The organism is Clostridium sp. UBA2485 (assembly GCF_002341865.1).
GTDB lineage: Bacteria > Bacillota > Clostridia > Clostridiales > Clostridiaceae > Clostridium_J.
The window spans coordinates 1-21,067 of the sequence record NZ_DDOV01000075.1; the positions used below are offsets into that span (position 1 = coordinate 1).

At 28.5% G+C, this 21,067-nt stretch carries 21 protein-coding genes; 20 read left to right on the plus strand and 1 reads right to left on the minus strand.

The genetic code is table 11. The annotated features are described in order from the left end of the window. Window positions 1-681 precede the first annotated feature (681 nt). The 18 genes from B3603_RS15490 to B3603_RS15575 all read left to right on the plus strand — a co-directional run bounded on the left by B3603_RS15490 (window position 682) and on the right by B3603_RS15575 (window position 19,353). Entirely contained in the window at window positions 682-1,263 is a 582-nt protein-coding gene (locus tag B3603_RS15490; RefSeq protein ID WP_291566546.1) for an SOS response-associated peptidase, read from the plus strand. Between the two features lie 217 nt (window positions 1,264-1,480). Next, window positions 1,481-1,651: a hypothetical protein gene (locus B3603_RS15495; RefSeq protein ID WP_291566548.1), complete on the plus strand. Its 171-nt coding sequence runs from the start codon at window positions 1,481-1,483 to the stop codon at window positions 1,649-1,651. 294 nt (window positions 1,652-1,945) lie between these two features. Further along, window positions 1,946-3,007 (plus strand): endonuclease/exonuclease/phosphatase family protein, encoded by a 1,062-nt coding sequence (locus B3603_RS15500; protein ID WP_291566550.1) that lies wholly within the window; start codon window positions 1,946-1,948, stop codon window positions 3,005-3,007. Window positions 3,008-3,193: 186 nt separating this feature from the next. Further along, entirely contained in the window at window positions 3,194-3,805 is a 612-nt protein-coding gene (locus tag B3603_RS15505; protein WP_291566552.1) for a class I SAM-dependent methyltransferase, read from the plus strand. A 188-nt stretch (window positions 3,806-3,993) separates the two neighbouring features. Next, window positions 3,994-4,572 (plus strand): NAD(P)H-dependent oxidoreductase, encoded by a 579-nt coding sequence (locus B3603_RS15510; protein ID WP_291566555.1) that lies wholly within the window; start codon window positions 3,994-3,996, stop codon window positions 4,570-4,572. Window positions 4,573-5,684: 1,112 nt separating this feature from the next. Next, the gene (rbsK, locus tag B3603_RS15515) at window positions 5,685-6,608 is read left to right on the plus strand and encodes a ribokinase (protein WP_291566558.1); all 924 of its coding nucleotides are present in this window, start codon (window positions 5,685-5,687) and stop codon (window positions 6,606-6,608) included. Between the two features lie 52 nt (window positions 6,609-6,660). Continuing rightward, complete coding sequence (locus B3603_RS15520; RefSeq protein WP_291566560.1) at window positions 6,661-7,731, plus strand: BMP family lipoprotein; 1,071 nt, start codon at window positions 6,661-6,663, stop codon at window positions 7,729-7,731. A gap of 77 nt (window positions 7,732-7,808) precedes the next feature. Then, window positions 7,809-9,326, plus strand: a complete 1,518-nt coding sequence (locus tag B3603_RS15525) for an ABC transporter ATP-binding protein (RefSeq protein WP_291566562.1) — start codon at window positions 7,809-7,811, stop codon at window positions 9,324-9,326. Beyond that, window positions 9,319-10,377 carry an ABC transporter permease gene (locus B3603_RS15530; protein ID WP_291566564.1) on the plus strand — a complete coding sequence of 353 codons (1,059 nt, stop codon included), beginning with the start codon at window positions 9,319-9,321 and terminating at the stop codon, window positions 10,375-10,377. Before B3603_RS15525 ends, B3603_RS15530 begins: the two co-directional genes overlap by 8 nt. 26 nt (window positions 10,378-10,403) lie before the next feature. Further along, the gene (locus tag B3603_RS15535) at window positions 10,404-11,342 is read left to right on the plus strand and encodes an ABC transporter permease (protein ID WP_291566597.1); all 939 of its coding nucleotides are present in this window, start codon (window positions 10,404-10,406) and stop codon (window positions 11,340-11,342) included. A gap of 32 nt (window positions 11,343-11,374) precedes the next feature. After that, window positions 11,375-12,640 carry a M20 family metallopeptidase gene (locus B3603_RS15540; RefSeq protein WP_291566566.1) on the plus strand — a complete coding sequence of 422 codons (1,266 nt, stop codon included), beginning with the start codon at window positions 11,375-11,377 and terminating at the stop codon, window positions 12,638-12,640. 21 nt (window positions 12,641-12,661) lie between these two features. Continuing rightward, on the plus strand, window positions 12,662-13,408 hold the full coding sequence (locus B3603_RS15545; RefSeq protein WP_291566568.1) for a glutamine amidotransferase: 747 nt from the start codon (window positions 12,662-12,664) through the stop codon (window positions 13,406-13,408). Window positions 13,409-13,952: 544 nt separating this feature from the next. Continuing rightward, complete coding sequence (locus tag B3603_RS15550; protein ID WP_291566569.1) at window positions 13,953-15,131, plus strand: M20 metallopeptidase family protein; 1,179 nt, start codon at window positions 13,953-13,955, stop codon at window positions 15,129-15,131. Window positions 15,132-15,135: 4 nt separating this feature from the next. Further along, on the plus strand, window positions 15,136-16,134 hold the full coding sequence (locus B3603_RS15555) for a LacI family DNA-binding transcriptional regulator (protein WP_291566571.1): 999 nt from the start codon (window positions 15,136-15,138) through the stop codon (window positions 16,132-16,134). An 89-nt stretch (window positions 16,135-16,223) separates the two neighbouring features. Further along, window positions 16,224-16,418: a hypothetical protein gene (locus tag B3603_RS15560; protein ID WP_291566573.1), complete on the plus strand. Its 195-nt coding sequence runs from the start codon at window positions 16,224-16,226 to the stop codon at window positions 16,416-16,418. Window positions 16,419-16,639: 221 nt separating this feature from the next. Beyond that, complete coding sequence (locus B3603_RS15565; protein WP_291566575.1) at window positions 16,640-17,212, plus strand: TetR/AcrR family transcriptional regulator; 573 nt, start codon at window positions 16,640-16,642, stop codon at window positions 17,210-17,212. Between the two features lie 20 nt (window positions 17,213-17,232). After that, window positions 17,233-18,729 (plus strand): MATE family efflux transporter, encoded by a 1,497-nt coding sequence (locus tag B3603_RS15570; protein WP_291566577.1) that lies wholly within the window; start codon window positions 17,233-17,235, stop codon window positions 18,727-18,729. A gap of 186 nt (window positions 18,730-18,915) precedes the next feature. Beyond that, window positions 18,916-19,353 (plus strand): hypothetical protein, encoded by a 438-nt coding sequence (locus B3603_RS15575; protein WP_291566579.1) that lies wholly within the window; start codon window positions 18,916-18,918, stop codon window positions 19,351-19,353. Window positions 19,354-19,477: 124 nt separating this feature from the next. Here B3603_RS15575 and B3603_RS15580 read toward each other — a convergent pair whose 3' ends face one another. Next, complete coding sequence (locus B3603_RS15580; RefSeq protein ID WP_291566581.1) at window positions 19,478-20,359, minus strand: diacylglycerol/lipid kinase family protein; 882 nt, start codon at window positions 20,357-20,359, stop codon at window positions 19,478-19,480. 322 nt (window positions 20,360-20,681) lie between these two features. On the opposite strand from B3603_RS15580, the gene B3603_RS15585 reads away from it, so the two are divergent. After that, complete coding sequence (locus B3603_RS15585; protein WP_291566583.1) at window positions 20,682-20,840, plus strand: hypothetical protein; 159 nt, start codon at window positions 20,682-20,684, stop codon at window positions 20,838-20,840. Between the two features lie 60 nt (window positions 20,841-20,900). Next, a complete protein-coding gene (locus B3603_RS15590) occupies window positions 20,901-21,035 on the plus strand; it encodes a hypothetical protein (RefSeq protein ID WP_291566584.1) in 135 nt (44 codons plus the stop codon). The last annotated feature ends 32 nt before the right edge of the window (window positions 21,036-21,067 follow it).

The following is a 21,067-nucleotide window of genomic DNA, read 5'->3' on the forward strand; positions in this document are numbered from 1 at the left end:
TATGTGAAAATAATCGGTATTTTTTGGTATCATAGCTGAAGCTATTGAATTCACAATTCATAGTTCACAATTATGGATATTTCTCAGCAAAAGCTGAGAAATTTAAAATTATTTATTTTTGAAGTGATACAATCACTTCTTATAAAGAACTAGCAATACATTGCTAGTAAAAATTAGTTTAAGAAATTAATTCATAAAGAATTAATTTCAACCTTAATTGTGAATTTTGCATTGTGAATTTTGAATTGAAATACTCAAGGGTGTAGTTATATTTGGCTATATATTAATTTTTAAGGTAGTTTATCTATAGATAGACTAATTTCAAATTTAATCTATGCATTCATATAATTGTATTATTGAATTATTTGAATTCACATTAGTATAAAATTGATAATTGACGATGAACAATAGACAATTATGGTGAATTCTCAGCAGAGCATGAGAATTTTTCAATTGATTTATTTCTTATAAGTTATTGTTTTGTTTTCATATAAAAATAAAAGATTTTCATTAGAAAATAGTTAATTGAGTAGAGTGCCTTACGTTTTTCATATAGAAGATATAATTAAGATAAGTTTAAGTTTCATTGTATATATATTTATGCTGTATAGTTATAATAATATTGATTTTTAAATAATATATGTAGATATTTTATAAAATTTAATTGGAGGAGGTGACATTATGTGTGGTAGATTTTTTTTGGATGTTAACAATAGAGAGATTTTAGATTATTACAACATAAAAGATGAAAAAGAAGGGGGAGGAGAAAAATTTCCTTCTCATAAAGCTATAGTGGTTAAAGAAGATGAAACCACCTATATGAAATGGGGATTTCCTCTAAATAATAAATTAGTTATAAATGCTAGAGGAGAAACAGTATTTGAAAAAAGGTTCTTTAAAAAGGCAATAAAATCTCAGCGATGTTTAATACCAGCTTGTCATTTTTATGAGTGGAAAGATAAGATGAAATATAAGATAAAGGTAGATAATAAAGAGTTTTTTTCAATGGCTGGTATTTATAATAAAGTTATAGATAAGAATGGGGAAGAACATTATGCTTTTGTAATTTTAACAGCAGGGGCTAATAGAGAGATGAGTGAATTACATCATAGAATGCCGGTTATTTTGGATAAAAAAGAAGAAAAGATATATTTAGATAGTCATACACCTGAGGAGATAATAGAAAATATGCTAAATCCATTAGAAGACGATAAATTATTAATAATAGAAGATAAAGGAATAGAACAGCTGAGTTTGTTTTAGTAAAAATAAAACGTCACATTATATAATTTTGATTATAGCGTAAATAACTATAGTCTTAAGATTACAAAAATGTAAGATGTAAATATGGGTTTGTAAGGTAAATAAATTTTAAAAATTCTTAGGTACTATTATAATTAATACTGTAATATGAAAACATCAAGTGCCTTTAAGATGTTGGATTTATAGTAAAAGCTTTGAAAGTCAGAAGGATAATGAGATGGAAAAGATTGGCTTGATATTAAATAGAATATCTGCTGGAACTACAGTTATTTTTGGCGGACTCTACATCATAGAAAGTTTAAGTTATAGTACTTCTGGTATGGTGTCCCCTACGGTTTTTTCATTAGCTATGGGTTCTATTATTTTTTACATCGACTTTATTATTTAACATTAATCAATTTAAAAAACAAAATTGAATAGTGTTATTTCAAAGCTAATAAATCATATTAACCTCTTAAATAAATTCATAATAAAGTTATCTATGAAAAACCACGGCACCCCCTTGCTGTGGTTTTTTATTATTGTAATTAAAGTTAAGTTCTTATATTTACTCCTTTATTTTAAATAATTTTAATATAAAAATAATGACCTTATTATTGTTTTAAAAGCCATTATTTATATGGTAATATTAAAGTCATAAGATCATTATAATTTTATAAATATTTATATTTAGGAGGAGTAGATGGAAAATAAATTTTTAAAATGGCTTTTATTTGGAGCAATTGTAGTAGGAATTTTAATAATAGGATATTTTGCTTTTATGACAATTACAGATTATAAGCCAGAGAAAATTTTAGGAATTAAAATAGAAAACAATAAAGAAGAACAAGCTAAATTAAATTCTCCAATGACTGTTATGACTTATAATATAGGATATTGTGGAATGGATAAAGATGTAGACTTTTTTATGGATGGAGGAAAGGAGTCCCGTTCACTTAGTAAGGAAAAGACTATAGAAAATTTGAAAGAAAGTTTTAAAATAATAGAAAAAGAAGATCCGACTTTTATTTTTTTACAGGAAGTGGACAAGAAAGCTACAAGAAGTTATAAGATAGATCAATATAATTATTTTACAAGTAATTTAAACGGATATTCATCTAGTTTTGCAATTAATTATAAAGTGCCATGGGTGCCTGTGCCTATTAAAAAGCCTCATGGAAATGTATTGGCAGGATTGGCGAATTTTTCAAAACTAGCTGTGGATAAAAGCACAAGATATGATCTGCCAGGAAAAGAGTCATGGCCAAGACAGTTAGCAGATCTTGATCGCTGTGTTTTAGTTAATAGAATACCGGTGGAGAATGGAAAAGAATTAGTTTTAATAAATCTTCATTTATCAGCCTATGATAAGGGTGGTAAAATAAGAAAACAACAACTTGATTTTCTATCCTCATTTTTACAAGAAGAATATAAAAAAGGTAACTATATAATTGCAGGTGGGGATTTTAATCATCAAATTCCAGGGAGTGAAGTTTCTATTTTTAAGACTACAGAAGAATGGCCGGAATGGCTTCAATCCATCCCAAAGGATTTTCAGCTGGAAGGATTTAGATGGAGTTTCGATGAAGAAAATCCAACAGCTAGAGCAGTGGCAAAGCCTTATAAAAAAGGAGAAACTTTTACAACTATAATAGATGGATTTTTGATTTCTGATAATGTTGAAGATATATCCACTAAAGCAAAAGACTTAGATTTTACTTATTCTGATCATAATCCAGTAATATTAAACTTTAAATTAAAATAAATCAATATTTTTAATGACTACTATTAAATTAAATATTTTTAGTAGTCTTTTTAAAAAAGAAAAATTATAAAACCATAGAATTAAAATCTTTAATTGAGTTTTTAGGAGGGAATTCCAGTATTGAGATAGAACACTTAAAAATTCATAAGTTATTTCTATAATAATATATAAAGTGAGGATGAAAATATGAATAATCTTATATCAGCTTTTCCTTTGTATAATTTCTTAAAATACTGTAATGCCAGCTCTCTTGAAAAAGTTATTCTTGATTGTGGTGCTGGGGGAATTAACCCGCCGCTTTCTTTATTTTATGAGTTTGGATATAAAACTTACGGTATTGAAATATGTGAAGAACAATTAGAAAAAGCTAATTTATTTTGTGATAAAAATAATATAAATTTAAACATTACCAAGGGTGATATGAAAGAAATTCCCTTTGGTAATGAAATTTTTAGCTTCTTATTTTCTTATAATACCTCTGTTCATATGAAGAAAAAAGATTTTTTATTTGCTTTAGAAGAGTTTTATAGAGTATTAAAACCTGAAGGATTGTGTTATGTAAATTTTTTAAGTAAAGAATGTGATTCCTATGGAAAAGGTAATCAAATTAGCGAAGGGGAGTTCATGCAAATTGAAGATAATGAAGAAGTATTTTACTGCCATTATAGGGAGGATGAGATTGAACGAAACTTTAAGGGGTTTGAAATTCTCTATAAAGAAAAACGAGTAATTCAAAGAAGAATTGATGATGAAAAGTATACATCATCATATTTTGATTATATATTAATAAAAAAATAAAAGCTTATTTTAAATATACTATGTATAACTTTAAAAATTTAGATGATTACTATTATTTAATATAGACTAAAATTAAGTGCAAAATAGATAGAATATTATGAGTTAAAATTTATTGGTGTTTCTATGGAATAATATTTACAAACTAGCAAAAACTAAATTATATTTGTTTTGAGAAAGGGGATATACATATGAAACATTTAATAATTTATGCTCATCCTAATCCTAATAGTTTTTGTCATGCTATATTACAAAGTGTAGAAAATGTTAGTAAAAATAAGGGACATGAAGTGAAGATTAAAGATTTATATGCTATTAACTTTAATCCGACATTACAACCATTAGATTTTGAAGCTTTTGGAAGAGGAGAAATTCCAAGTGACATTAAATGTGAACAGGAAGAAGTAAAATGGGCAGATCTTATTACCTTTATTTATCCTATATGGTGGGCATCAATGCCAGCTATACTTAAAGGATATATAGATAGAGTATTTGCTAATGGATTTGCATATAAATATGAAAATAATGCACCAGTAGGGTTGCTAGAAGGAAAAAAAGCACTAGTATTTAATACTACTGGATCTCCTAGTGATGCTTATGCAGAAGATGGTATGCATGATGCTATGAAGCAGATGGTAAACGATGGTATATTTAAATTTTGTGGAATTGAACCACTTTATCATACTTTCTTTGGTGCGGTTCCTTTTGTAGATGATGAATCACGTAAAGAGTATTTAACAAAAACTGAAACTTTAATACAAAACTTATAATAAAATTTTAGCCATTGCTTATATAGTGATGGCTAAAGTTTTATTTAAATAAAGTAATTATTTATTAGTTATTAATTGAAGTTGTAAATTGAAATATTTAAAGAAACAGTTATGTTATGAATATATAGTAAATTACAAAAATGTAAGTTTAATTCTTGGTTTTGTAAGGTATATGAATGGTTCTGTTATTTGATTTGACTTATAATAAAAATATAAGTTGTAAACATGCTAGATAGTTAAATTCGATATATAAAATCACATATCCAACCTTGGAAACTAAGTACTATGTAAGAGAAAAGTAATCTATAGAAAAATTCTATAGATTACTTTTCTGTTTAATAAGGAATTTCTAAAATAATTTTATATTATAGGTTAGTGATTATTTTAAAATATTTTAAAATATAACATAAAATTCTATAGAATATAAATAGACTTAAATTATTTTGATATATTTATTAAATTTAGCAAAAGAGTTATACAGGGTATATAACTCTTTTGCTAGTTTTTTTAAATATAAAGGTTCAAAGAGTACTAAGAACTTTTATAAAAATTTATATTTTACACTATAAAAACTACAATCATTAATTATGTAAAGAATATTTTAATGACAAATAATATATTTAAATGGATATAGCAATAAAAGGTCTAGGGATATTGAGCATTACTTTAAATGTAAAAAATAAAATGATCATAATGAATAACATATTTATAAAAAAATTAAAAGGTGAAATAGTCTAAATGATTTAATTATTTAGACTATTTTTAAATATGTGATATATAGTACAGCATATATAAAAATAAAAAATAACTTTTAATAATAGTGCTATACAATTAGAGGTTAAATGTAAAAATATATAAGCACATATATAAAAAGTGTATATTTTTTAATAAAAATATAGTTAAATTATAAAAAACACTTAAAAGAAATAAAATTGTAAAAAAATAATGAAATATGATGTCAAATATATTGTTTTTTTTATAAGGCTATAATAGAATGATTTTAAAGAAGTAAAACGTTTTAGTTAAACCTTTAACTAAAATGAGTTTATGCTAAGTAATTACATAAATTAAGGTTACGTTTTTATCTCATTATGTAAAGGGAGTGTCTATAAATGAAAGATATACTGGTTATTGGCAGCATTAATATGGATTTTGTAGTGGATGTAGACCACATACCTAAATTAGGAGAAACCATATTATCAAAGTCTATTTTAAAGTTTCATGGTGGAAAAGGTGCTAATCAAGCAGTAGCCATTGGAAGACTAGGTGGAAGTGTTAAAATGCTTGGTAAAGTTGGACAAGATGGTAACGGCAATGAGTTAGCAGATGCTTTAGAAGAAAGCAATGTTGATATTAAATACGTATTGTTTGATGAAACTTATCCATCAGGAACTGCGTTTATATATGTAGATAAAAATGGAGATAACTGCATTGTGGTAAATCCAGCATCAAATAGCAATTTAAAAGTAGAAGATATTGAAAAATATAGTGAAGCTTTTGAAAATGTTTCTTATTGTGTAATGCAGCTAGAGATACCTTTAGATACGGTTAAAACTGCAGTAGATTTTTGTCATAAAAAAGGTATAAAAATAATATTAAACCCTGCTCCAGCACAACAAATACCAGAAGAAATATTGTGCAAAGTAGATTATTTAATACCAAATGAAACAGAACTAGAATTGATGACTGGTGAAAATATAAATACTGAAGAAGATGTAAAGAATGCTATAAATAAACTTTTAAACATGGGAGTTAAAAATGTTATAACTACTCTTGGTGAAAAAGGTGCAATTTATGCAAGTAGCAAAGAGCTTAAAATTTTTAATTCCATAAAGGTAAACGCAGTAGATACTACTGCAGCAGGTGATTCTTTTATAGGAGGATTTGTTTCACATTTAAATAGAGAAAATGACGTTATGAAAGCCATTGAGTACTCTTTATATGTAGGAGCATTAACTGTTAGTAAAAAGGGAGCTCAAAGTTCATTACCTTATAGTGAAGAAGTAGAAGAATTTATTAACAGTAGAAAAAAATAAAAAGTGAACTATTTAAAAACATATAAAAAAATTATTAAAGGGGGATTTAACCATGAAATGTAAAAAACATATTGCATTGTTGCTAACTCTTATTATTGCTTTTTCAACAGTACTTGTTGGTTGCGGTAGTAGTAATGGCAGTAAAGATGATAGTTCTAAAGACGGTAAAAAAACCAAAGTTGCATTATTATTAGCAGGTTATTTAGGAGATAAATCATTTAATGACTCTGCTAATGAGGGAGTAAAGAAGGCTCAAGGAGAATTTGACCTTGAAGTTAAAATTATGGAAACTGATAAACCAGCAGATTGGGAATCAAACACAATGGCTATGGCTTCATCAGGTGAATATGATTTAATTTTAGCAGTATCAGCTCAATATGAGGATATAATGAAGACAATAGCTCCTCAATTCCCAGATCAAAAATTTGCAATTATTGATGGTGTTGTTGATGAACCTAACGTAGCTTCAGCAATATTTGCTCAAAATGAAGGATCATTCCTAGCTGGAGCAGCAGCAGCATTATTTACTCAAAAAACAAACATTAAGAATGTAAACGAAGACAAAGTTATAGGATGGGTTGGGGGAGTAGATATCCCTGTATTACAAGACTTCTTAACAGGATATAAGCAAGGAGCAGCATATATTGATCCATCAACAAAAGTTTTAGAAGCTTTTGCCGGTTCATTTAGTGACCCGTTAAAAGGAAAAGAATTAACATTAGCTCAATATAGCCAAGGTGCTGACATAGTAATGAACGTTGCTTCAGGCACAGGAAATGGTATATTAGAAGCAGCTAAAGAATCAGGTAAATATGCAATAGGTGTTGACCAAGATCAAGATGGAATATACCCAGGAAACATATTAACTTCAATGCTTAAACGTATTGATGTTACTTCATATACAGTAATTAAGTCTATAGCTGATGGAAGCTTTAAAGCTGGAGAAACACTTTACATGGATGTAACTAATGGCGGTGTTGGATTAACAGATATGACAGTTATGAAAGAAGCTTTAGGAAAAGACTTCCCAGAGGATATATTAACTAAAGTTAAAGAAATAGAAGAAAAAATTAAAAGTGGTGAGATAAAAGTTAAGTCTCATCCAGGATTTGGAAAGAAGTAACAAATATTAAGAATATACCAAGATTAAAACCTTAATCTTGGTATATTAAATATATTTAGTTAGGTAGGGGAGAGGCTATGTCAAATAAAATTATACAAATGACCAACATAAAAAAGAGCTTTGGAACTGTACAAGCTATTTCTAATGGTTTTTTCGACTTATATGAAGGTGAAATTCATTCTTTAGTAGGTGAAAATGGAGCAGGGAAATCTACTCTATTAAAAATACTTTATGGTATGTACAAATTTGATGAAGGCAAAATGGTGATAAAAGGTAAGGAGTATTCATATTTAACTCCTAAAGAAGCTATAGAATTGGGAATAGGCATGGTTCATCAAGAGTTTATGTTAGTTCAGGACTTAACAGTACTTGAAAATATAATTTTAGGCTTTGAACCAAGCAAAGGCATGAGAATAGACTTAGATGAAGCTAGAAGAAGAATACAAGAATATATAGATTTATATGGAATGGATATACAACTTAATAAAAAGGTTAGAAATATATCTGTAGGAGAAGCACAAAGGGTTGAAATTATAAAAACTCTTTATAGAGGTGCTGAAATATTAATACTAGATGAACCAACAGCTGTACTTACTCCTCAGGAAACAGTTCAATTATTTAAAATACTAAATGCACTTAAGAAAGATGGTAAGTCTGTAATCTTTATATCTCATAAGCTTAAGGAAGTTATGGAAATCAGTGATAGAATATCTGTTATGAGACAAGGAAGCTATTTAAATACATTTCTAAAGAAAGATACTAGTATACCGGAAATAGCAAAAATGATGGTTGGTAGAGATGTATTTTTAAGTGCTAAAGCGAAAACTGGAAAGGTTGGAGATGTAGTTATCGAGTTAAAAGATATCTATGTTCCAGGAGATAGAGAATTATCAAAAATTAGAGGATTAGATTTAAAGATAAGAGAAGGGGAAGTCCTAGGAATTGCTGGAGTTGACGGAAATGGCCAAACAGAACTTATTGATGCCATTACAGGACTTAGAAAAGTTGAGAAAGGTGAAATAAAATTATTAGGGAAAAATATAACTAATTTATCACCTTTGAAAATTAGACAATCAGGTGTAGCACATATACCAGAGGATAGAAATGTTAGGGGATTAAATAAAGAGTGGAGTATCAAGGACAATTTGATTGCAAATAAATTTTATAAAAGTCCTTTTAGTAAATTTATAAAATTAAATAAAAAAGAAATCGAAAATTATTCTAAGGAATTAATAGATAAATTTGACATTAGACCGAAAGATGGAGAAATACTTACATCTAATTTATCTGGAGGGAATGCACAAAAAGTAATAGTTGCCCGAGAAGTTGATATGGGTGCAAAACTTTTAATAGCAGCACAACCAACAAGAGGAGTAGATATTGGATCTATTGAAGAGATTAGAAAATACTTAGAGGAAGCTAAAAAGAAGAATACAGCTATACTTTTAGTATCTGCAGATCTTGAAGAAATACTTTCTCTTTCAGATAGGATAGCTGTTATGTATGAAGGTAAGATAACAGGAGTGCTTTCTTCAGAAGAGGCTACAGAGGAGAATTTAGGTATTCTTATGATAGGAGGTAAATTAAATGGGTAAAAAATATTATATAAACTTACTTCTTTCATTACTAACTGCCTTTGCTATAGGAGCAATAATTATAATTTCAATGGGATTTAATCCTATTGAAGGATATATACAACTATTTAAAGGTGCTTTTGTGGGTAACTTTAACTTAGGAGGCACACTTCAAATTTTTGTTCCACTAATGTTAGCAGCATTAGCCTTCGCAGTTTCTTCAAAGGTTGGAATATTTAATATAGGAGTTGAAGGAGAATTATATTTAGGTGCAATAGCAGCTGCATGGATAGGTGCATCACTTGTAGGTCTTCCAAAGATTATACATATACCTTTAACACTTGGCTTTTCTGCTATTGTAGGTTCTTTATGGGCCTTTATACCAGGATATCTAAAATCATATTTTAATGTAAATGAAATAACAGCAACTATATTACTAAATTACGTTGCTATTTATATCACCAATTATTTAGTAAATGGAAGTTTATCTGCTCAAGGTGTTGTTGCTAAAACAAAAGACATAGCAGGCAGTGCAAAGTTATCAACAATTTTAAAACCGAGTAAAGCAAATACTGGACTATTTATTGCAATTGGAGTTTTACTATTTGTATATTGGCTAATGTTTCACACTACAGTGGGATATAAGCTTAGAAATGTAGGAATTAATAGAAAATTCTCTGAATACATAGGGATTAAAGAGAAAAAGATAATGGTTATTGGAATGATGATAAGTGGAGCAATTGGAGGGCTTGCAGGAGGAATAGAAGTTGCTGGTGTTTATGGATACTTTTTAGGAAACTTTTCTGTAGGAATAGGCTTTGATGGAATGCTTATATCGTTAATTGCCAGAAATAATATAAAACTTGTACCATTTATAGCTTTCTTTGTTGCTAGTCTTAAAGCTGGAGCTTTGGGTATGGAAAGATTTACAGGAATACCTAAGTCTTTAATAGATATAATTATTTCAGTATTTATAATACTAGTGGCAATGGAAGGATTATATAGCGGAATTAAATTAAAAAAGAAAAAAGCAAAGATTGAAGATTCTAAAGAAAGTTCAGTTAATGCATAGTGGCAAAGGAGTGAATAAATTTGGAAATGTTATCATCTATATTTGATTTAAGTTTGATTGCTTCTACTATTAGAGCATCTACACCAATATTATACGCTGCTTTAGCCGTTATAATAACTCAACAGGCAGATATATTAAATGTTGGTACTGAAGGAATTATGCTAATGGGAGCTTTCGTAGCAGTATCAGTAAGTTTTTTAACTGGAAGCTGGATTTTAGCTGTAATAGCAGCTATGGTTTCTGGAGTTTTAATGGCACTTATAGTAGGAGTCGCTCACATAAAATTTAAAGGAGAAATTATGGTTGTTGGTATATCTCTTAATATGTTTGCATTAGCAGTGACAAGATTTTTATTAAGAGAGGTATTTGGAGTTGCTGGAAGTTTTTACTCAGATAAAATAGTACCAATACCGAGAGTCCATATACCTTTTTTAGATAATATTCCTGTGTTAAACACATTGTTTAACAACTACTCTTTATTTGAAATTTTAGGGCCAGTTTTTGTATTTGCCATATGGTATTTATTATTCAGAACTACTTGGGGACTTAGAATTAGAAGTGTTGGTTTGAATCCTAAGGCAGCAGAAACAGCAGGAATAGATATTTATAAATCAAAATTTCAAGTAATTATAATATCTGGAATATTGGGAGGAATAGCTGGAGCACACTTATCCTTAGGATATTCAAGGATGTTCGTTGAAAATATGACTAATGGAAGAGGATTTATGGGTGTTGCAGCAATGTATTTTGGAGGAGTAAATCCTATATTTGCTTATATAGGGACGTTAATCTTTGGATTTGCAGACTCTATAGGTGCAAGATTACAATCTCATGGATTTCCTTCAGATTTTATACTGATGGTTCCATACATTACAACTGTTGCTATACTTTCAATTTCAATGATTAGAAAATATTTAGTGGAAAAGAAAGCAAAAAGCTCTCTTATTACTATGGATAATAAATAAGAATTTATATAAAGTTATAGGATGTGATAAAAATGAATAATAAGTTAAAAGAAACTCTTATCAATAATAAAGAGCAGTATATAAAACATCTTATGGATTTAATCTCTATAGATACTCAAGTAATAGGTCATGGTATAGATGGAGGAAAAGAAAAAGAAGGACAGTTATATATTAAGAAACTTTTAGAGGAACTTGATGGACAAGTTGTAGTTGAGCAAATGGAAGAAGAAACTATTATTCAAGCTCTTAAAAGCTATAATGAAGGAAATCTTAATCATAACTATGAAGATAGATTTAATTTAATAGGAGATTTTAAAGGAAAAGGGGATAAGACTCTTTTATTTAATGGTCATGTAGATACAATGCCACCAGGAGATATAAGCAAGTGGAAAATTAATCCTTGGAAGCCAGAAATAATTGATGGAAGACTTTATGGATTAGGTGCTGCTGATATGAAAAGTGGACTTATGGCATCTATAATGGCAGTTAAATTATTAAAAGATGCAGGAATAGAGCTCCCTGTTAATGTAAAGATTCTTTCAGTAGTAGATGAAGAAGGTGGAGGAAATGGAACTATTCATGCTGTTACAAAAGGTGTAAAAGCTGATGGGGCAGTAATTTGTGAACCTTCAGATAACAAAATAATAAATGCTCATATGGGATTTATATTCTTTGAGGTAGAGGTTAGTGGAATAGCTCTACACAGTGGTAAGAAATGGGAAGGGGTTAATGCCATTGAAAAAGCAATTAAACTTATAAGTGCACTAAATGAATTAGAGCATCAATGGCTGATGAGATATAAGCATAAAGTACTTCCTGCTCCAACAATAAATGTAGGAGTGATTAATGGAGGTACAGCAGGATCTACAGTACCTGATAATTGTAAGTTTAAAATGTGTATTCATTATTTACCAGAAGTAATGAGTTATGAAATGGTTAAAAATGATGTTATTAATACCTTAAATTTGTGTGCTAATGGGGATAGTTATCTTAAAGATAATCCACCGATATATAATATATATCAAGCTGGAGGAGCTTTTGAGATGGATGAAAATCACAGCTTTGTATCTAAAGTTAAAGAAGCATATAGTGAAGCTACTGATAGCACATCAATAGTAGATGGAAGCTGTGCAGGTAATGATGCTAGACTTTTAAAGAATATAGCAAATATACCTACAGTTATATTAGGACCAGGAGCACTAGAGCAATGCCATACTATTAATGAATATGTAAAAGTAGAAGAGTATTTAAATCATATTCTTATATACGCTAATTTAATATTAAATTTTGATAGATAATTTTTAAGGAGGACTTTAAAGATGAGTAAAATATTAATTGCTGGGGAATCATGGATGAGCCATACTATACATGTAAAGGGATTTGACAGCTTTACAACTTCAGTTTATGAAGAAGGTGTTGAGTATATAAAAAAAGCGTTAGAAGAAGGTGGATATGAAGTAGACTTTCTACCAAACCATTTAGCAGCAGATAAATTTCCGACAACTTTAGAAGAACTAAATCAATATAAAGCTGTTATATTATCTGATATAGGATCAAATACTCTATTATTACCTAAATCAGTATTTACACAAGGAAAGAAATTACCAAACAGATTAGAACTTGTAAAAGAATATGTTGAAAAAGGTGGATCTTTCTTAATGGTAGGAGGATACATGTCTTTCACTGGAATAGATGCAAAAACTAGATATGGTGAAACTGCTGTAAAGGACATATTACCAATAAAAATGTTAGATACAGATGATAGAGTAGAGGCACCTCAAGGATTCCATCCACAAGTTGTTAAAAAACATGAAATATTAAATGGAATACCAAAAGAATGGCCACATTTCTTAGGATATAATAAAACAATAGCACTAGAAGACAGAGGAGAACACTTAGTAACAATAGATGGAGATCCATTCATATCTGTTATGGAATGTGGAAAAGGTAGAACTGCTATCTTTACTTCTGATTGTGCTCCACACTGGGGCCCAGTAGAGTTCCTAAATTGGGAATATTACAATAAACTTTGGATAAATATCTTAAATTGGATGACAAGAAAGTAAGACTTAGTTAAAGACAATTAGTTCCTAATATTACACTAAATTTATTGAAGGTGGTGTCTAGGTGGTTACTTATCTAGACACCCCTACAATAAAATCTCATTAATAAAATATTTGATATTTGGCTATGTTTTAAATCATTGAAAATTTAGATTACTCTATGCTAACTGTTGTAATTAATTGAGAATTAAAATGAAGGTTTAAAGAGATTAATAACTTCATATTATCTATTAATTCTTAATGCTATAAACTAATCATAGTTGTATTTTAAAATCAATAATATTTTAAATCATCACCAATTATTTAAGCTAAGAGTAATTCTTCTATACGGTTTATAGAAGATTTTTTCTTCCTTAAAGGGTACGTTAAATTTAAATTTATTTAGAGCTTATCAATAAAAACAATTACAATTTTTATATAATTCATAATCAACAGACATGGTTGAATTAATTGAATAAGATATGTATTATCAATTGAAAAATCGTGGTCTTGTCACGATTTTGTTTTTTATCTCTAAAAAATTTTAGATTAGAAGAGGGGATTATTAATGATTTTTAATATAAATAAAGAAAAAATAGAGGAAAGAATAATAAAACATAGAAGATATTTACATACAATACCTGAAGTAGGATTAGTGTTGCCTAAGACTATAGAATACTTGAAAAATCAGCTAGAGGAATTAAATATAAAATTTGAAGAACTCAAAAAAGTTTCAGGAATTGTTGCGACTATAGGTGGAAAAAAAGAAGGAAAAGTAATAGGCATAAGGGCAGATATGGATGCTCTTCCTATTTTAGAAGAAACTAATTTAGAATTTGCTTCAACAAATGGCTCAATGCATGCTTGTGGTCATGATGGACACATGTCGATCTTACTAGCTATAGGAGAGGTTCTAAAAGAAAATGAGAAAGAATTAAAGGGTACAGTAAAACTAATTTTCCAACCTGGAGAGGAAGGACATGGTGGAGCAGAAAAAATGCTCCAGGAAGGCGTAATTGAAAAACATAATATCCAATATATAGTTTCTCATCATATAGGCTCAATTTTTGAAGAGGTTGATAATGGGCAATTAGCAGTAGGATATGGAGTAATTATGTCTTGTTTAGATAAATTTTCTTTAGTTATTCATGGAAAAGGCGGACATGGAGGAGTGCCTCATAAATCTATAGATCCTATCACTATGACAGCTCAAATAATTCAAAGTATTCAATGTATTGTAAGTAGGGAAATTGATACTAATGAGAATGGAGTAATATCTATAGGTAAAATTCAAGCAGGATCAGCACACAACATAATACCTGAGAAGGTAGAGTTAGAAGGGACAGTTAGGACTACTAGTGAAGAAGTTCGTAACTATATCAGTAGAAGAATAGGAGAAATAGCTAAAGGAGTTACTTTAGCTATGAATGGGAGATATGATTATAACTATCATTTCGGATATCCTATGGTAGAAAATAATAAGGATTTAGTAAGCAAACTAATTGAATCAAGCAAAAAAGTTATTTCTGATGAGGAATTAGTAATACTTAAAAATCCAACAATGATAGGGGAGGATATTTCCTATTTTTTAAACAAAATTCCAGGAGTATATTTCTTCTTAGGAAGCAAAAAAGCAGTAGAAGGTGAGTTTTATCCTCATCATCATTGTAAATTTGATATAGACGAAAAAGAGTTATATAAAGGTGTGCTAGTTACTGTACAAATGATATTAGATATGATGGAGTGATTTTATGAAGGTGACTATAAAAGATGTAGCAAAGAAAGCTAATGTTTCAATTACTACAGTTTCAAGGGTAATAAATAAAATAGAAGGATATACTAATGAAGAAACAAAAAAGAGAATATTAAAGGTTATAGAAGAATTAGATTATAAACCTAATGCACTAGCAAGAAGTTTAGTAACTAAAAGAACAAAGACTATAGGTTTAATACTTCCTGATATATCAAATCCATTTTTCCCAAGTATAGCTAAGAGCGTAGAGGATTTGGTAAATGAATTAGGATATAACCTTATATTATGTAATAGTTATGATGACACAGAAAAGGAAGCTAATTATATAAATGTACTAAAAGAAAAATGTGTGGATGGAATTTTGCTTAGTTCTAAGCAAACTAAGGATAAATATGACATTTATAAAGATGATGTGCCTATGGTTTTTATAGATAGAAAACCTGAGGTGGAAATAAAATATGGAGTTTTTGTAGATAACTATAAAGGTGCTTACAATGCTACAAAACACCTAATTGATTTAGGTCATAGATCTATAGCCTGTATAACAGGTCCTAAAAATATTAATACCACTATTGAAAGATTAAGAGGATATAAAGATGCACTGATAGATAATCATATAGAATGTGATGAAACTATTATTAAATCTAATGATTATGCTATTGAAGGAGGATATGAGGCTGCAAAAGATTTGATTAAGAATCATAATATAACAGCTATATTCACCCATGATGATTTGATGGCATGTGGAGTTTATAAAGCGGCAAAGGAATTAAGTTACAAAATACCAGATGATATTTCAGTAGTGGGTTTTGATGATATAACTTTAGTTGAATTCTTAGACCCTCCGCTTACTACTATAAAACAACCTACAGAAGATATCGGCAAAGTATCCGTAGAAATATTAATGGATCTGATTGAAAATAATAAAATACAAGGAAAAATAATAAGTCTTGATACAGAATTGATCATAAGGGAAAGTACAAAAAATATTAAATAGGGAATGTTATTTAAGTATAAGATTGTCCAAATGTTGTCAATAATTTTAATAATATATTATTGAAATAGTTATTGAAAGAGAGTGAAAAAATGGACAACGACCCTTATGTAGAAAATCAGTTTAGAAAATTTATAAAAAAATCTTTATTTTGTAAATATCAAATGTTAGATTTTCCGTCTTCTTTTAACTTTAAAGATGAATATGCAATTTATTGTAATCTCAACTATGAGATATGCTTTGCAATTAAACCTTGTAATGAAGAAGATGCCATAGAAGATGTTTAAGAGAAACCATGCTAATTAGCATGGTTTTATTTTTTATAAAGATAATATTATGAGTTTTTTTATTATATAGCTTTTATTTTAACTATGGTAAAATTATTATAGTATTAAATTAAAAAGATAGATTAATAAATAATATCTTTAGAAGTTGACTAAATTTAAATAAAATCATATAATGAATTAGAGTTCATTAAAGATGAACCGTAGTTCATAAAGGAGAAGTTATGCCAAAAATTATTAAAAATCTAGATGAAAAAATCAAAAAAAACGCTCTAAAATTATTTTCAGAACATGGCTATGATGAAGTTGACGTTAAATTAATTGCAAAGGAGTGTGGTATGGCGGTAGGTACGTTTTATAATTATTATAAGAGTAAAAAAGAACTTTTTATGGATATACTTGAAAACTCATGGGAATACACTTTTAAGGAATTAAGCGAAGTAAGTGAATTAAATATTCCTGCAAAAGAAAAAATTAAAAAAGAAATTGAAATATTATATACAGGAATTGAACAAAGACGAGGATTAGGATATTATGTGCATCAGCGGTATACTTTTAATCAAGAAAAAACCGAAGATCTTGGGGATTTTAATCAAAGAATAATATCAAGATTAAAATTGATGTTTAAACCTTTTGAAAAGGTAGAATCATTAAGAGGTATAGATGATGCAGATGAAAGGTTAGCACAAACATTACTTCTTCAAATTACAATGAATTTGTCTGTAAGAAAAGAGAAAAAAGAAGAAAATCTTAAATTTATTGAAGAATTAATTTTAGGGCTACTAGTTACAGATTAATATTTTTAGGAGGACAATACATGGAAAATAAAATAGATGCTAGAGCAGAACGTGCAAAGCTTATGGGTGAAGGTGAAATGAAGTCTGTTTTACTTAAGCTTGCTATACCTGCTATTATTGCCATGCTCATAAATGCAATATACAATATAGCAGACACATTTTTTGTAGGAATGTTAAATAATACTGCAGCTATAGGATCTATATCAATAGCATTTCCACTATTTATGATAGTTAATGCTATAGGTCAAGCTTTAGGCGTTGGTTCCGCATCTTATATTTCAAGATGTTTGGGAGAAAATAAGAAGAAGAGAGCGGACAAAACTGCAACAGTAGCATTCTTTACTGCAATTGCTGCAGGACTAACAGTAATGATTTTACTTTACGTATTTGTAGAGCCAGCTTTAAAATTAGTAGGAGCTTCTGAAACAATAATGCCCTATGCTATAAGTTATACTAGAATATTAGCTTTAGGAGCAGTGTTCACTGTAACTAATATGACTTTAAATAATATTATAAGGGCCGAAGGTAATTCTAAGTATTCAATGTTTGCAATAATACTCGGAGCAGTTTTAAATATAATATTGGACCCAATATTTATTTTAACTTTTAAAATGGGTGTAGTAGGTGCAGCTGTAGCAACGGTTATAGGGCAAGGTGTTTCTACTATATTTTTAGTATCATACTTTTACAGGAAGAAAAGCTTTGTAGTAATTAGTAGAAAAGATTTTTCTTTTGATAAGAAGATATACTCTGAAATATTAAAAATAGGAATTCCGACATTTATAATGCAATTTTTAAACTCTTTTGTACTAGGTCTTATTAATAATACTGCAATGCCTTATGGAGATGAAGCTGTTGCGGCAGTAGGAATTGTTTCAAGGGTAAACTCAATGATTACTTTTGTATTAATAGGATATATTCAAGGTTTCCAACCTGTAGCCGGATATAATTATGGCGCTGAAAAATATAAAAGGGTTAAAGATGCTATTAGGATATCTGTAATATGGTCTACTATATTTTGTTTAGTAACTACAGTAGTAATATGGATGTTTGCAAGTCCAATTGTATCAATGTTTAGCACTAGTGAAAATGTAATAAAAATAGGTGCTAATACAATTATAGCTTTAGGAGTGTTAAGACCATTCCTTGGTTATCAGATGATTTACACTGGATTATTCCAAGCATTAGGTAAGAGTAAAGAAGCAGCGCTATTATCAGTAGCTCGTCAAGGATTATTTTTTATTCCAGCCTTATTACTATTACCGAGTGCTTTCGAAAGTGGAAATCCATTCTTTACATCTTTAACAAATATATTACCATATAAAATGGATTTAGGTCTTTATGCAATAGGATTTAGTCAATCCTTAGCAGATGGGTTAACAGTATTAGTTACTTTGTTATTAGGAAGTAGAGTAAAGAAAGAATTTAAGGTTGTTAGCAAAACATCTATAGAGAATGAAAATGAGTTACATCTCCAATTAGCAGTAGAAAAAGATGAAAAAGAAACTAATATATAATAAAAGGTACTAGGAATAACCTAGTGCTTTTTGATTTAAATTAATAATATAGTTTATATAGAATAGAAATTGTGGATTAGAATAATTTTTATAAGATTTAAGATGGTTATATGTAATAAAATATAGATATATGTTAATAGTTATAAATATAAGATATGTGAAACAAAAATAAAGGAATGAAGAATAATGTTAGTTAAATATAGTGAGATAATGGAGTGTTTTAAAAAATATATAGGTGATATTTCTACTATAAATACCTATTATATTGAAAATATACCTATGAAGAAATTAAATAATGCCATTAGTTCTTATGGCAAAGGTGTGCAAAAAGAAAATGTATTAGCATTATTAGATATTACAATTTTAGGTACTGGAAAAGAAGGTTTTTTGTTTGCTACTGAGGGGATTTATTTTAAAGAAAGTTTTAATGAAGCTAATTATATAAGCTTTAAAGAAATAGATTTTATAAGTATTATAGATAATGGCAAAGATTGCAATTCTATTCTGCATATAATGATGAAGAATAACAAAATTATTACTATAACCTCAACTATTTTAAATAAAACTCCTCTAAAAAAATTTTTACAACAGGTTATTGAAATTTTAAGTAATAATACGAAATAATCTTTATTTTATATAATTGAGAATGGATAGAGTTTAGAAATATATAATATGGAGATTACTTAGGTTAATAAGTATCTATTAATCTAAGTCGTAAATTTTAAAAGCGCGACTTTTAGTCACGCTTTTAAAACGGTATAACAACCTTCATGCCATTTTCAATTAATTCAAACTCTGCTTGAGTTTGTCTAAAGAGTTCGCCATCAGCGTTGAGGATAAACTCTCTATCACCTTCAACTATTATTTTTTTACCAGAGTAATAATTTACCTCTTCTATACCTTCAAGTTCACCTTTTAGAGCTTTGGGAATGGATTTAAGTAGAGTAAATAATCCTGGCCTTCTTATAACACAAATATCCAATAAACCATCTTTCATATCAGCTTTAGGTGCTATCATAACTCCTCCACCATAGCATTTTCCATTACATGCAGCTAATAAAAATGTTGACTCTTTTATAGATCGCTCTCCGATTTTAATAGTCATATTTATAGATTTAAAGTTAAAGGCAGTATAAATTACACTTAATATATAAGCAAAGGAACTAGGAATAAATCTTCTATTTTTAAACATTCTAGCATTATAGACAACCTCAGCATCAAAACCTACAGAAGCTATATTAATAAAATATCTATCATTTGATTTAGCGAGGTCAATATAATGTTCTTGTCCACTTATTAGAGAATCTAAAACATCTTCAATATCTTTATCTTTATATAATGTTCTTACAAAGTCATTACCTGTACCTGTAGGGATGACACAAAGAACACTATCACTTCCTATTAAACCATTTAAAACTTCATTAATGGTACCATCTCCACCAACTGCAAAAACTCTATAGGTGTCCTTTGAAGTATACTCTTTAGCTATTTCTATAGCATGATCTTTATACTTAGTGATTTCTATAATATACTCTTCATGTAAATCATCGAAGTAATTTTTAATTTTATCTATATATTCTAAAGAACGCCCTTTTCCTGCAACTGGATTAATTATAAATAAGTTTTTCATGATGTCCCCCTAATTTTTTATTTATAATTTATTTTAACCTAAATCGACAGGAGATACAATTTTTCATACTATTTTAAAGAATGATACTTTAATAAATTATAAGGCTTTAAGCAAAGTTTTAACAAGAGCTCTTTGTTCTTCACTTTTAATTTTAAATTTATAAATAAAATTTTTATTATGGAGATTAAAATAATTTATAGATTGAATTTTTACTAAAGGATACCATGCTAATTTAAGTGGCATTTTTCTTTTTAATAGTAAATTAAGATTTTAGAAATACTAAATATAATAAGAAGAGAGAAGAAGAGTTATAGGCTATTGGATGCCTAAAGAGGTATATAATATAGCTAGGAAAAAAGCTAGGGAACTTCTTAAAATACATGTGAGTTTAATGGAAATCATGGATATTACACGACTTTCAGAAAAAGATATACTTGAAGAAGAGAAAAAAATAAAGTACAAGTATTACATTGATTCTTAGGAATATTTTACTATACATGAAGAAATAATAAGAATAAAAAGTAGATGGGAGTGTTTTTCTATGGCTAAAAAGGCGGATAAAGGTATGCATGAAAAAGCTATGAAAAAGGCTAGAAACCTTTTAGAACAAAGTGTAGGAATTACTGAAATTATGGATATCACTGGGCTATCAGAGGAAGATATAATAAAAGAATAACAAAAAATGAGGAGATAAAGAGGCACCTGTAA